Here is a 16,180-nt window from a genome sequence, read left to right as displayed (position 1 = left end):
GGTGCAGGACGGCCTGTTGTGTAGCACAACGGGCCATTTGTACAGTTAGCGCTTAGGTGAAATTATGACAAATAACGATACGACTCTACAACTGAGCAATGTTCTTAACCAGGAATGTACACGCGCTGGCGTTCACTGCCAAAGCAAGAAACGCGCGCTGGAAATCATCAGCGAACTGGCGGCAAAACAGCTCAGCTTGCCCTCTCAGGTGGTATTTGAAGCCATTCTGACGCGTGAAAAAATGGGCAGTACCGGCATCGGTAATGGAATTGCTATCCCGCACGGAAAGCTGGAAGAAGACACGATGCGCGCAGTTGGCGTGTTTGTGCAACTTGAAACGCCAATTGCTTTCGACGCCATTGATAATCAACCCGTCGATCTGCTTTTCGCCCTGCTGGTTCCGGCAGACCAAACCAAGACGCATTTGCATACGTTGTCGCTGGTCGCCAAACGTCTGGCCGATAAAACCATCTGCCGCCGCCTGCGCGCAGCACAGAGTGACCAGGAGTTGTATCAAATCATCACGGACACCGAAGGTGGACTGGATGAAGCATAACAACCCAATGGCATCCTTTTTTGTCGTTGTGAGGAGAAACAGTACATGGTACTGATGATCGTCAGCGGTCGTTCGGGGTCAGGAAAATCTGTCGCCCTGCGAGCGCTGGAAGATATGGGTTTTTACTGCGTGGATAACCTTCCCGTAGTGCTGTTGCCCGATCTGGCTCGTACTCTGGCCGATCGCCAGATTTCTGCGGCCGTCAGCATTGATGTGCGCAACATGCCTGAGTCCCCAGAGATTTTCGAGCAGGCAATGAACAATCTGCCTGAAGGCTTCTCACCACAGTTGCTGTTCCTTGACGCCGATCGTAACACCCTGATTCGCCGCTACAGCGACACGCGTCGCCTGCATCCTCTTTCCAGCAAGAACTTATCTCTGGAGAGCGCTATCGATAAGGAAAGCGATTTGCTGGAGCCTCTGCGCTCTCGTGCTGACCTGATCGTGGATACCTCCGAAATGTCCGTGCACGAACTGGCGGAAATGTTGCGTACCCGCCTGCTGGGCAAGCGTGAACGCGAATTGACGATGGTATTCGAATCCTTTGGTTTCAAACACGGTATCCCAATTGACGCGGATTACGTCTTTGACGTGCGCTTCCTGCCTAACCCGCACTGGGATCCGAAGCTGCGCCCGATGACCGGTCTTGACCGCCCCGTTGCCGCCTTCCTTGACAGGCACACAGAAGTACACAATTTTATCTACCAGACTCGCAGCTATCTTGAGCTATGGTTACCCATGCTGGAGACCAACAACCGCAGCTACCTCACCGTAGCTATCGGCTGTACCGGCGGGAAACACCGTTCGGTGTATATTGCAGAGCAGCTGGCAGACTACTTCCGCTCACGCGGTAAAAACGTACAGTCACGCCATCGTACGCTGGAAAAACGTAAATCATGACCGTGAAGCAAACCGTTGAAATCACGAATAAGCTGGGTATGCATGCTCGCCCAGCCATGAAACTGTTTGAATTGATGCAGGGTTTTGAAGCAGAAGTTTTGCTGCGTAATGATGAAGGAACGGAAGCCGAGGCAAACAGTGTTATCGCTCTGCTGATGCTGGATTCCGCCAAAGGGCGTCAGATAGAAGTTGAAGCCACGGGTCCACAGGAAGTGGAAGCCCTGGCAGCGGTGATTGCCCTGTTTAATTCAGGGTTTGATGAAGATTAGTCGAGTACCTGAAGCGCTGCGCTCATCAGGCCTACACGGCAACGTCACACTCCCGTAGGCCGGATAAAGCATTTACGCCGTATCCGGCAATAAACCCGTTAATACAGCTTATTTTCCCGCATAAACGACTCACCGCCTAGCTGGCGCATTTGGCGCATAATCCACGCCTGACGGCTACGTACATAACCAGAAGGCGCATTCGCTTTAAAACGCAATGGATTGGGTAATACCGCCGCCAGCAAGGCCGCTTCAGACAGACTCAGCCGACTGGCTGGCTTATGGAAATAGCGCTGCGCCGCTGCCTCCACGCCGAAAACCCCATCACCAAACTCAGCAATATTCAGGTAAACGGTCAGAATACGCTTCTTGCTCCAGACGGTTTCCATACCCAGCGTTAGCCCGGCTTCGAGACCTTTACGCACCCAGCTACGTCCATCCCACAGAAAGAGGTTTTTTGCCGTCTGTTGCGATAACGTCGACGCCCCGCGAATACGGTTTTCATTACGTTCGTTGTGCGCCAGCGCTTTCTCTATGGCGGAGACATCGAATCCCCAGTGCTCGGGAAACTTCTGGTCCTCCGCGGCGATCACCGCCAGTCCCATCCACGGTGAGATCTCATCCATGCTCACCCAGTCCGAGTGCGCCACATAACCGAAATCACCGGACAACCATGCGCTCAGTTGCCGCTCGACCATCACGGCAGAGAAAGGGACTGGCATCACGCTGAAAAGTGCGATGCCCCCGCCCCAGAATACGGCGAGGACAACGACCGCCCGCAGAAAGATACGTCGCAGAAAGGCGGTAACTCCTTTTCTCATTCAGCCAGCACCAGCACACGTGATACCAGTTTATCGATACCACTCGCGGCCTGAGCGATGTCCTGCGCCAGCATATAGGCGGGAGTGGTGACGATTTTGTTGTCTTCATCAACGACAATGTCATCAACCGGACAAGGCACATGCTCAGCGCCCATCTCTTCCAGCACCTCTGCCGTATCAATATCAGTACCGATGGTCAGACGCAGCGGAAAGTCAAAAATTTTAGGTAACATGGCAGGCGCAATGCACATAAATCCCAGCGGCTTACCCGCCTGATGCATAGCCACCGCCAGCGCAGCTAAGTCGCTATCAACCCGGCACTCACTGCCCTGGCTGGCAAAATTGCTCAGATTTTTGGCCGCGCCAAACCCGCCTGGCACGATCAACGCATCCAGTTCCGTTGAGACTGCCTGAGCAAGTGGGCGAATATCACCGCGTGTTATACGGGCGGCTTCAATCAGCACATTACGCGTTTCCTGCATCGGTTCGCCGGTCAGATGATTAATCACATCCGCTTGTTGTTTATCCGGTGCAAAACAGACGGCCTGAGCACCGTTGCGGGCAATCGCCAGAAGCGTGAGAACAGTTTCATGGATCTCTGCGCCGTCATACACGCCGCATCCGCTGAGCACTACACCCACTTTTTTCATCGTGATACTCCTTTCTCAACTGGCTGAAACATATTAGTTATTATGATTTAAATGCTACGCTTCACACATTTAACTGATTCATGTAACAAATTATTTAAGATTTGCTATCTTAACTGCGTGCGGCCTGAAAATTAGGGCTGCGCCCTTGTAAACAATGATAATAATTTACGGCGCAGCCACGATTTCCCTGGTGTTGGCGCAGTATTCGCGCACCCCGGTCAAGCCGGGGTCATTTTTTTTCCACGCTTGCCACCCAGGCCTTCAATACCGCCACGTCGTGCTGCCACTCCTGCTTCATCTCTTCAATCCATTCAGCAACATTATCTTCCCAGGCTGGAAGGTCTGGCGACTGGATTTGCTGACCTAACTGTTGCAGGTGGCGCAGCCCCACGGAACCTGCCGCGCCTTTAATTTTATGGCCTTCCTCAACAACGCCTTTTTTATCCCGTGCGGTCAGATTGGACTCCAGCACGCTCAAATATCCCGGCATCATCTTCTCAAACACCGCCAGCCCGTCGGTTATTAACTTCGGTCCCACCAGCTCGAGGTATTGTTCCAACATAGGAATATCTAACAGCGCTTGCGATTTACTGCTCTCTTCAGATGTCACAGTGCTCTCCTCTTTGTTTCGGGTATCCCAGTATTTTTTGATCATGGCGGTTAACGCCGGAACCGACAGCGGCTTACTCAGCACATCGTCCATTCCCGCGTCCAGATACTCTTTTTTATCTTTCAGAACGTTGGCGGTAAGCGCAACCAGCGGCGGCAGGTCCTCACGGGCGTATTTTTGCGTCAGATCGCGCGAGATATCCAGACCGGTCATATCCGGTAGCTGAATATCCAGCAGCACCAGGTCATATTCGCCCGGCGTGAACATTTCCAGCGCGGCTTTCCCGGTCATGGCGACATCCACGCTGTTGCCCAGTTTTTCCAGCACTGAACGCGCGACAATAACGTTCAGTTCGATATCTTCCACCAGCAGTACATTCAGGGCTGGCAGCGGCATGTCGTCGTCTTCAAAGGCGTCTTCAATCTCTTCCGCTACCGCAGGCGCATGCACGGTCAGCGTAAAGATGGAGCCTTTGCCAGCCTGGCTGGAGACCGTAATATCGCCGCCCATGTTTTTCGCCAGACGCTTCGATACGGCCAGTCCAATCCCGGTTCCCGTTGCCGGTTTGCCGCCATTGCTGTCCTTCACCTGATAATACATGGCGAAGATTTTATCTTGCTCATCCTGCGGAATACCGATCCCGGAATCTTCAACTTCGAAATGCAGTATATTCCCCTGGTCATAGCGCGCCCGCACGGTTACCTGCCCCTGCTGGGTAAACTTCACGGCGTTGCTGATCAGATTCCACAGAATCTGGCGCAAACGCGTGCCGTCGGTAATGACCTTATGCGGCAGTGGTAACGTCGGCTCAAGCACAAAACGCAGCCCTTTTTGCTGCGCCTGCAGGCCAGAGAGGTTTTCCAGATCCGCCATAAAGCTGGTGAAATCGATCGGCTGGTTATCGAGCTGAACTTTACGTCGCTCCATTTTATCCATGTCGATAATATCGTTGAAAATATTCCCCAGCGTCACGGCAGAGACGTGGATTGTTTTCAGGTATTTTTCCTGCTCAGCGGTCAGATCCGTATCCAGCAGGATCCGGCTTAAGCCGACAATGCCGTTAAGCGGAGTGCGCAGTTCGTGGCTGATGGTAGAAATGAAGGTGGTCTTATCGCGGCTGGCGCGCTCTAACGCATCCTGATAACGCTTACGCTCGGTAATATCGCGCCCAAAGCCCATCAGACCATGCCGCTTACCTACGCGGTCATAGTAAGGTACTTTGCGAATTTCAAAGCAGGCTTTGCGCCCGTCCGGATAGTCCAGCCACTGTTCGTAGGTGAGCGAGACGTTATGACGGAACACCTTTTCGTCGGTTTCAATGACCTTTTCTGCCGCCTCAGGGGAGTAAACATCAGCCGGTTTTAAATTTACCAACTGCTTTTCGCTCTTGCCGGTCAGCAGTTCCATGGCACGGTTACAGCCGGAAAATTCTTTATCTTCATTACGATAAAAAACCAGATCCGGCGAGGCATCAAGGAAAGAGCGTAAAAAGGAAGACTGCTGCTCAAGCTGAATCTGCGCTTCTTCGCGCTCTTTGATTTCAACCTTCAACTGCTCGAACGTATCCTGGCGCTCCGCTTCGGCTTTTTCGCGCTCAACAATTTCCTGATTAAGCTGGGCAATATTATCTTTCAACTGCACATTGAGCTTGAGATCGCGCTCGCGCATCTCTTCCAGCTTTTGTACCAGTCGTGACAAGCGTTGCCGGGACTCTTCCAGTTGCTCCACCACCACTGACAGAAAATAGACGGCCCAGGGGGTAATTAACAGACCAAAAAAGATAGAGCGGATAACATCAATGCTTTCTACCTGGCCATGCAGCACCATGGTGACAGCCATCTGCACCACAATCGCCAACACGACCAGCGCCAGCGCCAATAACAGCGAAAAGCGCACCAGACCCAATTTCATCATCAGGTCGACGTAATATTGCGCCAGCATACGGATTTGCTTCATAGAGGGTTCCTTCACGACAACTTGGCACAATAATACTCAATTCTCAGCGTGACGTTGAAGATTGTGCAAGAAATGCGGAGGTTATCGGTGAAATGACCGAGGAGAGATTCAACGTGGGCCTGATAAGCGTAGCGTCATCAGGCAAGCAGGCGCAGATTGCCGGATGGTTAGCTCCCAGGCTGAATCCACGGAGTGCCAAGCGCAGAGCCTTGAACACCATGAGCATTGAGATAGCGATCCAGTTCGACCATCCCGGTCCAGCGGTTTTCACACCATAGCGGAGCCAACAGCATTGGGCGACGCGCGCTGGCAGAGATTCGATGATAAATCACCTCTGGCGGCGTATGGCGGATCATCTCCCCGGCGGTAACCGTGTAGTCGTCCAGTTCAATTCCGTTCAGCCGTCCGGCTTCCCAGGCCTTTGCCATCGTACTGCCTTTCACAATATGCAGCGGATGCAGCTTAATACCGTCAACGCCCGTCTCAACCACTCGTTCCATGGTTTGCAGACAGTCTGCCTGTCCTTCTCCCGGCAGGCCAACAATCAGGTGTGAGCACACTTTCAGCCCGCGCTCGCGCGCCAGCCGCGTGGTGTTCTGATAGCAGGCAAAATCATGGCCGCGGTTAATCCGGTGCAGAGTTTTGTCATGCGCGGTTTGCAGACCGAGCTCCAGCCATACCTCATAGCCGAGGTCTTTATACTCACAAAGCAGATCGAGTACCGCATCCGGCACGCAGTCGGGGCGCGTCCCAACGCATAACCCGACGATGTTGGCCTGGCTGACCGCCTGTTGATACATCGAACGCAGCACCTGTACTTCCGCAAAGGTGCTGGTATAAGCCTGGAAATAGGCCAGATAGCGTCTGGCGCGATTGACCAACTGCGCCTGATGCTCAAGCTGCTCGGCAATTGAATGGTGCTGCTGTGCTTCATCGGCAAACGAGGCGACATTACAGAAAGTACATCCGCCGCGTCCGATGGTGCCATCACGGTTTGGACAGCTAAATCCGCCGTGCAGCGTGAGTTTATGAACCTTTTGCCCATAACGGCGAGAAAGATCCCCACCAAACATATTGACTAATTTCTGTAACTGCATAATCTGGTAGACCGCGCCTTGAAAAGAGGCCAAAGCCTGCCATTTTTTGCCCCAGTCGGCGATGACCTGGATCAATCGCCCTGGCGAGCCTTTATTTATTGCATAACAAATCAAAATAATCGAAATTCCATTCACTAAAAATATAATTACTTTTCCTTATATCCAGCTGTTTTTTTTATCTTCTTATACTCTCAGCGTAAAAACAGTATCTTTAAGACGCCAAAACTCTAAAAACCAGCATAAAATGCCAAGTATATCGATAAACAAAGGGAGGACGAGAGATATCCGGCCTCTCTTACAGTGAGACAGATCACACTTCCCAGGACATCCTCCTCAGGTTATATCAATGTATAAAACCCTTTTATTTCAATATTTTCATAAAGTTAATTGCCAAATAGCACATTTTTGCATAAATAAGATTGCCATTTGACCTGTGTGTGGATTCCCGATAACTTGGAAATCCGCTGGAAGCTTTCTGGATGAGCAGTCTGCTCATCATATTTATGCAGTAATTGAGATTCCCTCTGAAGCAAGTCCTCAAACTTGTTTGACCTGTGCGAAAAGGATAAAGAGGGCGAATGCGAGGTAAGCGTATGACACGCAAACCCCGTCGCCATGCTCTTGGTGTGCCCGTGCGCAACGGTCCAGATGGGAATCCCGCAGAGCCTGGGGAGGTTCACTGATATGTTGTACGATAAATCCCTTGAGAGGGATAACTGTGGTTTCGGCCTGATCGCCCACATAGAAGGCGAACCTAGCCACAAGGTAGTGCGTACCGCCATACACGCACTGGCCCGCATGCAGCACCGTGGCGCAATTCTTGCCGATGGAAAAACCGGCGATGGTTGCGGCCTGCTGTTACAAAAACCTGACCGCTTTTTCCGCATCGTAGCGCAAGAGCGCGGCTGGCGTTTAGCCAAAAACTACGCCGTCGGCATGATCTTTTTAAATAAAGACGCTGAGCTGGCAGCGGCTTCTCGTCGCATTGTAGAAGAAGAATTACAGCAGGAGACCCTGTCGATTGTCGGCTGGCGCGACGTGCCGACTAACGAAGGTGTTCTCGGTGAAATTGCGCTCTCCTCCCTGCCTCGTATCGAGCAAATTTTTGTTAATGCCCCTGCGGGCTGGCGTCCGCGTGATATGGAGCGTCGCCTGTTCATCGCGCGCCGTCGTATCGAAAAACGCCTCCAGGAAGATAAAGACTTCTACGTCTGTAGCTTGTCGAACCTGGTCAATATCTATAAAGGTCTGTGTATGCCGGCGGATCTGCCGCGCTTTTACCTGGACCTGGCGGACCTGCGTCTGGAATCGGCCATCTGCCTGTTCCACCAGCGCTTCTCCACCAACACCGTACCACGCTGGCCGCTGGCGCAACCGTTTCGCTACCTGGCGCACAATGGTGAAATCAACACCATCACCGGCAACCGCCAGTGGGCGCGCGCCCGTACCTATAAATTCCAGACGCCGCTGATCCCTGATCTGCACGACGCCGCACCGTTCGTTAACGAAACCGGCTCCGACTCCAGCTCAATGGATAACATGCTGGAACTGCTGCTGGCTGGCGGGATGGATATCATCCGCGCCATGCGTTTACTGGTGCCGCCGGCCTGGCAGAACAACCCGGATATGGACCCGGAGCTGCGCGCGTTCTTCGACTTTAACTCCATGCACATGGAGCCGTGGGATGGTCCGGCGGGTATCGTTATGTCCGACGGTCGCTTTGCCGCCTGTAACCTTGACCGCAACGGCCTGCGTCCGGCGCGCTACGTCATCACCAAAGACAAGCTGATTACCTGCGCTTCTGAAGTCGGGATCTGGGATTATCAGCCAGATGAAGTGGTTGAGAAAGGTCGCGTCGGCCCTGGGGAGTTGATGGTTATCGATACCCGTAGCGGGCGCATTCTGCATTCGGCTGAAACCGATGACGATCTGAAAAGCCGCCACCCCTACAAAGAGTGGATGGAGAAGAACGTCCGCCGTCTGGTGCCTTTCGAAGACCTGGCTGACGATCAGGTCGGCAGCCGTGAACTGGACGATGACGCCCTCGCCAGCTACCAGAAACAGTTTAACTACAGCGCTGAAGAGCTGGATTCCGTTATCCGCGTGCTCGGTGAAAATGGTCAGGAAGCGGTCGGTTCAATGGGTGATGATACCCCGTTTGCCGTGCTCTCCAGCCAGCCGCGCATCATTTATGACTACTTCCGCCAGCAGTTTGCCCAGGTCACCAACCCGCCGATCGACCCGCTGCGTGAAGCGCACGTCATGTCGCTGGCCACCAGCATCGGTCGTGAGATGAACGTCTTCTGCGAAGCCGAAGGTCAGGCGCACCGTCTGAGCTTTAAGTCGCCGATCCTGCTGTACTCCGATTTCACCCAGCTCACCACCATGAAAGAGGAGCATTATCGCGCTGACCGACTGGATATCACCTTCGACGTGACTGAAACCACGCTCGAAGAGACCGTCAAAGCATTGTGCGATAAGGCTGAACAGATGGTGCGTAACGGCACGGTGCTGCTGGTGCTTTCTGACCGTAATATCGCAAAAAACCGCTTGCCGGTTCCGGCACCGATGGCCGTTGGCGCAGTACAAACACGTCTGGTAGAACAAAGCCTGCGTTGCGACGCCAACATCATCGTTGAAACCGCCAGCGCCCGTGACCCGCACCATTTTGCCGTTCTGCTCGGTTTTGGCGCGACGGCCATTTATCCGTATCTGGCGTATGAAACGCTGGGACGTCTGATCGACACTCAGGCGATTGCCAAAGATTACCGGACCGTGATGCTGAACTACCGTAACGGCATCAACAAGGGTCTGTACAAAATCATGTCCAAAATGGGCATCTCGACCATCGCCTCTTACCGCTGCTCGAAGTTGTTTGAAGCCGTTGGTCTGCACGATGATGTTGTGGCTTTATGCTTCCAGGGCGTGGTCAGTCGCATCAGCGGCGCTGGTTTTACCGACTTCCAGCAGGATCTGCTGAACCTCTCCAAACATGCCTGGCTGGCGCGTAAGCCTATCAGCCAGGGCGGTTTGCTGAAATACGTCCACGGCGGCGAATACCACGCCTACAACCCGGACGTGGTGCGCACGCTGCAACAGGCGGTACAAAGCGGTGAGTACAGCGACTATCAGGAATATGCAAAACTGGTCAATGAGCGTCCGGCGGCCACGCTGCGCGATCTGCTGGCGATTACACCTGGCGATGAAGCCGTAAGCATTAGCGAAGTAGAACCCGCAACCGAACTGTTTAAACGCTTTGATACCGCAGCGATGTCTATCGGGGCTTTAAGCCCGGAAGCACACGAGGCGCTGGCCGAAGCCATGAACAGCATCGGCGGTAACTCGAACTCCGGTGAAGGCGGCGAAGATCCGGCGCGCTACGGCACTAACAAGGTGTCGCGCATTAAGCAGGTGGCTTCCGGTCGCTTTGGCGTAACCCCGGCGTACCTGGTCAATGCTGATGTCATTCAGATTAAAGTCGCTCAAGGCGCGAAGCCGGGCGAAGGCGGTCAGTTACCGGGTGATAAAGTCACCCCCTACATCGCCAAACTGCGTTATTCGGTGCCAGGCGTGACGCTGATCTCCCCACCGCCGCACCACGATATCTACTCTATCGAGGACTTAGCGCAGCTGATTTTCGACCTGAAACAGGTCAACCCGAAAGCGATGATCTCGGTGAAGCTGGTTTCTGAACCAGGCGTCGGTACCATCGCCACCGGCGTGGCGAAAGCCTACGCGGATCTGATTACCATTGCCGGCTACGATGGCGGTACCGGTGCAAGTCCGCTTTCCTCAGTGAAATATGCGGGCTGCCCGTGGGAACTCGGTCTGGTGGAAACCCAGCAGGCGCTGGTGGCTAACGGTCTGCGTCACAAGATCCGTCTGCAGGTCGATGGCGGTCTGAAAACCGGCGTCGATATCATTAAAGCGGCAATTTTGGGTGCAGAAAGCTTCGGTTTCGGCACCGGCCCCATGGTCGCGCTGGGCTGTAAATACCTGCGTATTTGCCATCTGAACAACTGCGCAACCGGCGTGGCAACTCAGGATGACAAACTGCGTAAGAACCACTATCACGGCCTGCCGTTCAAAGTGACTAACTACTTTGAATTTATCGCCCGCGAAACTCGCGAGCTGATGGCGCAACTGGGCGTGAAACGTCTGGTGGATCTGATTGGTCGTACCGACCTGCTCAAAGAGCTGGAAGGGTTTACCGCCAAGCAGCAGAAACTGGAGCTGTCTCGTCTGCTGGAAACCGCTGAACCGCATCCAGGTAAAGCGCTGCATTGCACTGAAAACAATCCGCCGTTTGATAACGGCGTGCTGAACGCCCAGCTGTTACAGCAGGCGAAACCGTTTGTCGACGAGCGCCAGAGCAAAACCTTCTGGTTCGATATCCGCAACACCGACCGTTCCGTCGGCGCATCGCTGTCGGGCTATATCGCTCAGACGCATGGCGATCAGGGGCTGGCATCTGACCCGATTAAAGCGCACTTCAGCGGTACCGCAGGCCAGAGCTTCGGCGTGTGGAACGCGGGCGGCGTGGAGCTGTATCTGACCGGCGATGCCAACGACTATGTCGGTAAAGGCATGGCGGGCGGCCTGCTGGCAGTGCGTCCTCCGGTTGGCTCTGCTTTCCGTAGCCATGAGGCGAGCATCATTGGTAACACCTGCCTGTATGGTGCTACCGGTGGCCGCCTGTTTGCTGCGGGTCGTGCGGGTGAGCGTTTTGCGGTGCGTAACTCCGGCGCTATTACCGTGGTTGAAGGTATTGGCGACAACGGCTGTGAATATATGACCGGCGGCATCGTGTGTATTCTCGGCAAAACCGGCGTCAACTTCGGTGCAGGCATGACCGGCGGATTCGCCTACGTGCTCGACGAAGACGGTGAATTCCGCAAACGCGTGAACCCGGAACTGGTAGAAGTACTGAGCGTGGACTCGCTGGCTATTCATGAGGAACACCTGCGCGGCCTGATTACCGAGCACGTACAACATACCGGTTCTTCACACGGCGAAGAGATCCTGGCGAACTGGCCAGCATTCTCGGCGAAATTCGCGCTGGTAAAACCGAAATCCAGTGATGTGAAAGCACTGTTGGGTCACCGTAGTCGTAGCGCAGCAGAGCTGCGTGTGCAGGCGCAGTAAGGGGTAGCAGCAATGAGTCAGAACGTATACCAATTTATCGACCTGCAGCGCGTTGATCCACCGAAGAAACCGCTGAAGATCCGTAAGATCGAATTTATCGAGATCTACGAGCCGTTTTCCGAAGGCCAGGCCAAAGCACAGGCAGATCGCTGTCTTTCCTGCGGTAACCCGTACTGCGAGTGGAAGTGCCCGGTACATAACTACATCCCGAACTGGCTGAAGCTGGCGAATGAGGGACGTATTTTTGAAGCGGCAGAACTGTCGCACCAGACTAACACTCTGCCGGAAGTCTGTGGCCGAGTGTGCCCACAGGATCGTCTTTGTGAAGGATCCTGCACGCTAAACGATGAGTTCGGTGCGGTGACTATCGGCAACATAGAGCGCTATATCAACGATAAAGCGTTCGAGATGGGCTGGCGTCCGGATATGACTGGCGTTCGCCAGACGGACAAGCGCGTGGCGATCATCGGTGCAGGTCCGGCGGGCCTGGCCTGTGCTGATGTGCTGACCCGCAACGGCGTGAAGGCGGTGGTATTTGACCGCCACCCGGAAATCGGCGGTCTGCTGACCTTCGGGATCCCGGCATTCAAGCTGGAGAAAGAGGTCATGACCCGTCGCCGTGAAATCTTCACCGGTATGGGTATTGAGTTCAAACTAAACGTGGAAGTGGGCCGCGACGTGCAGCTTAACGATCTGCTGAAGGATTACGATGCCGTGTTCCTTGGTGTAGGTACCTATCAGTCGATGCGCGGTGGGCTGGAAAACGAAGACGCTTCCGGCGTATTTGATGCCCTGCCGTTTCTGATCGCCAATACCAAACAGTTGATGGGATTTGGCGAAAGCAGTGACGAGCCGTACATCAGCATGGAAGGCAAACGCGTCGTTGTTCTCGGCGGTGGCGATACCGCGATGGACTGCGTGCGGACCTCGGTTCGTCAGAACGCGGCACACGTAATCTGCGCCTATCGCCGCGACGAAGAGAACATGCCGGGTTCCAAACGCGAGGTGAAAAACGCGCGTGAAGAAGGCGTCGAGTTCCAGTTCAATGTCCAGCCTTTAGGCGTGGAAGTGAATGCCAACGGTAAAGTGTGCGGCGTGAAAATGGCGCGCACCGAAATGGGCGAACCGGATGCGAAGGGGCGTCGCCGCGCGGAGATCGTCGCCGGTTCCGAGCACGTTGTTCCGGCTGATGCGGTGGTACTGGCGTTTGGCTTCCGCCCGCACAGTATGGAGTGGCTGAAAGAGCACAGCGTCGAGCTGGATTCTCAGGGCCGTATTATTGCTCCGGAACGCAGCGATAACGCCTTCCAGACCAGCAATCCAAAAATCTTCGCTGGTGGCGACATCGTGCGCGGTTCGGATCTTGTAGTCACCGCGATTGCCGAAGGTCGTAAAGCGGCAGACGGTATCCTGAACTACCTGGAAGTGTAAGTAAGCGTCTTCTGGCATCTCATCTTCAAACGCTGATGAGATGCCAGATTCCTCGCAATACCCCTGCCCCCTCCCCTCTATCAACACCGTGAAAGAGAACTAAAAAAACATACGGAAACGTTTGCTTTATTCTGAGAACTGTATATTATGCGGCGGATTTTTTGGGCAAAATTCATGGAGGCGTTGTGTCGCAGGACAACAATTATAGCCAGGGCCCCGTCCCTCTGGCGGCGCGGAAGGGCGTGATTCCACTAACGTTTGTCATGTTGGGACTCACATTTTTTTCCGCCAGTATGTGGACCGGTGGCACACTCGGTACCGGTCTTTCCTATAATGATTTCTTCCTGGCAGTTCTTTTCGGTAATCTTCTCCTCGGTATTTACACTGCATTTCTCGGTTTTATCGGCGCAAAAACAGGGCTCTCAACCCACCTTCTGGCACGTTACTCATTTGGTTTGAAAGGTTCATGGCTTCCCTCACTGCTCTTAGGCGGTACACAGGTAGGCTGGTTTGGCGTTGGTGTGGCCATGTTTGCTATCCCGGTTGGCAAAGCGACGGGGATTGACGTCAATATTCTGATTGCGGTTTCCGGTCTGTTGATGACCCTGACTATCTTTTTTGGCATCTCGGCGCTGACCGTTTTATCTATCATCGCCGTACCTGCCATCGTCGTTCTTGGCAGCTACTCCGTCTGGCTGGCGGTGAGCGATGTCGGCGGTTTAGACCATTTAAAAGCGATAGTGCCGCAGACACCGCTGAATTTCTCCACCGCACTGGCGCTGGTGGTCGGCTCATTTATCAGCGCAGGCACGTTAACCGCCGACTTTGTCCGCTTTGGCCGCAACGCCAAAGGTGCGGTACTGATTGCCATGGTGGCATTTTTCCTTGGCAACTCGTTGATGTTTATCTTCGGCGCTGCGGGTGCCGCCGCTGTTGGACAGGCGGACATCTCTGACGTAATGATTGCTCAGGGCCTGCTGCTGCCCGCAATTGTGGTTCTCGGCCTGAATATCTGGACCACCAACGACAATGCGCTCTACGCTTCAGGTTTGGGATTTGCCAATATTACCGGCCTTTCCAGCCGTTCGCTGTCGGTGGCAAACGGTATTATCGGCACACTGTGCGCGCTGTGGCTTTACAATAACTTTGTCGGTTGGCTGACATTTTTGTCGGCAGCGATTCCTCCAATTGGTGGAGTGATTATCGCCGACTATCTGCTGAACCATCGCCGATATGCCGACTTCAGCAAAGCACAATTTATTTCCGTAAACTGGATAGCTATCCTGTCCGTTGCACTGGGCATTGCCGCCGGTCACTATATTCCCGGTATCGTACCCGTCAACGCCGTACTCGGCGGCGTATTCAGCTATATCCTGCTGAATCCACTTTTCAATCGCAGCCTTGCTAAATCACCAGAGGTCAGCCATGCAGAATAATAACATCACCATTCGTCAGGCGCGTTTACAGGGACGCGAAGGATTGTGGCAGCTCACGATTGAAAACGGGCGCTTCAGCCGAATTGAGGCTCAGGACGCAGCTACGTTGCCGCAGGGGGAAGTGCTTGATGCCGAAGGTGGTCTGGCAATCCCACCGTTCGTAGAGCCACATATCCACCTGGATACCACGCAAACCGCGGGGGAGCCGAGCTGGAACCAGTCTGGTACGTTATTTGAAGGCATTGAGCGCTGGGCCGAACGTAAGGCAATGCTCACTCACGATGACGTGAAAGCGCGCGCCATGCAGACTCTTAAGTGGCAGATGGCCAACGGCATTCAGTATGTTCGCACTCACGTTGACGTTTCCGACCCAACGCTGACCGCGCTGAAAGCCATGCTGGAGGTGAAGCAAGAAGTCGCTCCGTGGGTAGAGCTACAGATTGTCGCGTTCCCGCAAGAGGGCATTCTTTCTTATCCCAACGGTGAAGCGTTATTAGAGGAAGCCGTGCGTTTGGGGGCCGACGTCATTGGCGCTATCCCCCACTTTGAATTTACGCGTGAATATGGCGTGGAGTCGTTGCACAAAATTTTCGCCCTCGCGCAAAAATACGACAGACTTATCGACGTGCACTGTGACGAAATTGACGATGAGCAATCACGCTTTGTTGAAACCGTCGCGGCGCTGGCCCATCGCGACAATATGGGTGAGCGCGTGACCGCCAGCCATACTACGGCAATGCACTCCTATAACGGCGCGTATGCTTCCCGTCTTTTCCGCCTGTTGAAAATGTCCGGCATTAACTTTGTCGCGAATCCACTGGTGAATATTCACCTGCAAGGGCGCTTTGACACGTATCCTAAACGCCGCGGCGTCACACGCGTCAAAGAGATGCTGGAGGCGGAGATCAACGTCTGCTTCGGCCATGATGACGTCTTCGATCCGTGGTATCCGCTGGGCACCGCGAATATGCTGCAAGTACTGCATATGGGGTTACATGTGTGCCAGCTGATGGGATACGGACAAATTAACGATGGCCTGAATCTGATCACCACCCACAGCGCGAAAACCCTGCACCTGCAGGACTACGGTCTGAGCGTGGGGAATTCCGCGAACCTGGTGATTTTACCGGCAGAGAATGGGTTTGACGCGGTTCGTCGCCAGACGCCTGCACGTTATTCCATTCGTCACGGGCGAATCATTGCCGAGACTGTGCCGAGCCAAACGACGCTGCATCTGACGCAGCCGGAAGCGGTGACGTTTAAGCGCTAGGTTGTAATATCCGGTGTCGGATGGCGCAAGCCTTGCCATGCG

At 54.1% G+C, this 16,180-nt stretch carries 11 protein-coding genes; 7 read left to right on the top strand and 4 right to left on the bottom strand.

What is annotated here, in order from left to right; all coding sequences use genetic code 11:
• The first annotated feature begins 64 nt into the window (after nt 1–64).
• Genes ptsN through npr form a run of 3 tightly spaced genes read left to right on the top strand, consistent with a single transcriptional unit; the run spans nt 65 to nt 1,725 of the window.
• Entirely contained in the window at nt 65–556 is a 492-nt protein-coding gene (gene ptsN / locus GFC06_RS07010) for a PTS IIA-like nitrogen regulatory protein PtsN (RefSeq protein ID WP_016154690.1), read from the top strand.
• 45 nt (nt 557–601) lie between these two features.
• Nucleotides 602–1,456, top strand: coding sequence for an RNase adapter RapZ (gene rapZ / locus GFC06_RS07005; RefSeq protein WP_003025085.1), 855 nt, complete (start codon nt 602–604; stop codon nt 1,454–1,456).
• Entirely contained in the window at nt 1,453–1,725 is a 273-nt protein-coding gene (npr, locus tag GFC06_RS07000; RefSeq protein WP_003828770.1) for a PTS phosphocarrier protein NPr, read from the top strand. The genes rapZ and npr overlap by 4 nt, the downstream gene beginning before the upstream one ends.
• 98 nt (nt 1,726–1,823) lie before the next feature.
• Here npr and mtgA read toward each other — a convergent pair whose 3' ends face one another.
• From mtgA to GFC06_RS06980, 4 genes are all read right to left on the bottom strand, one after another.
• Nucleotides 1,824–2,543 (bottom strand): monofunctional biosynthetic peptidoglycan transglycosylase, encoded by a 720-nt coding sequence (gene mtgA / locus GFC06_RS06995; RefSeq protein WP_016157575.1) that lies wholly within the window; start codon nt 2,541–2,543, stop codon nt 1,824–1,826.
• On the bottom strand, nt 2,540–3,193 hold the full coding sequence (gene elbB, locus GFC06_RS06990) for an isoprenoid biosynthesis glyoxalase ElbB (protein WP_016154692.1): 654 nt from the start codon (nt 3,191–3,193) through the stop codon (nt 2,540–2,542). The genes mtgA and elbB overlap by 4 nt, the downstream gene beginning before the upstream one ends.
• Before the next feature lie 229 nt (nt 3,194–3,422).
• Entirely contained in the window at nt 3,423–5,759 is a 2,337-nt protein-coding gene (arcB, locus tag GFC06_RS06985) for an aerobic respiration two-component sensor histidine kinase ArcB (RefSeq protein ID WP_153689976.1), read from the bottom strand.
• A gap of 167 nt (nt 5,760–5,926) precedes the next feature.
• Entirely contained in the window at nt 5,927–6,856 is a 930-nt protein-coding gene (locus tag GFC06_RS06980) for a TIGR01212 family radical SAM protein (RefSeq protein WP_049040958.1), read from the bottom strand.
• 684 nt (nt 6,857–7,540) lie between these two features.
• Here GFC06_RS06980 and gltB point away from each other — a divergent pair.
• The 4 genes from gltB to GFC06_RS06960 all read left to right on the top strand — a co-directional run bounded on the left by gltB (nt 7,541) and on the right by GFC06_RS06960 (nt 16,138).
• The gene (gene gltB, locus GFC06_RS06975; protein WP_141875709.1) at nt 7,541–12,001 is read left to right on the top strand and encodes a glutamate synthase large subunit; all 4,461 of its coding nucleotides are present in this window, start codon (nt 7,541–7,543) and stop codon (nt 11,999–12,001) included.
• Nucleotides 12,002–12,013: 12 nt separating this feature from the next.
• Nucleotides 12,014–13,432 (top strand): glutamate synthase small subunit, encoded by a 1,419-nt coding sequence (locus GFC06_RS06970; protein WP_016154696.1) that lies wholly within the window; start codon nt 12,014–12,016, stop codon nt 13,430–13,432.
• Between the two features lie 185 nt (nt 13,433–13,617).
• Nucleotides 13,618–14,868: a cytosine permease gene (codB, locus tag GFC06_RS06965; protein ID WP_047358527.1), complete on the top strand. Its 1,251-nt coding sequence runs from the start codon at nt 13,618–13,620 to the stop codon at nt 14,866–14,868.
• Complete coding sequence (locus tag GFC06_RS06960; RefSeq protein WP_153689975.1) at nt 14,858–16,138, top strand: cytosine deaminase; 1,281 nt, start codon at nt 14,858–14,860, stop codon at nt 16,136–16,138. Before codB ends, GFC06_RS06960 begins: the two co-directional genes overlap by 11 nt.
• Nucleotides 16,139–16,180 lie beyond the last annotated feature (42 nt).

It is taken from the genome of Citrobacter braakii (assembly GCF_009648935.1).
GTDB lineage: Bacteria > Pseudomonadota > Gammaproteobacteria > Enterobacterales > Enterobacteriaceae > Citrobacter > Citrobacter braakii.
Note: the sequence above shows the minus strand (reverse complement) of the source record. Positions and strands in the feature narration are given on the sequence as shown.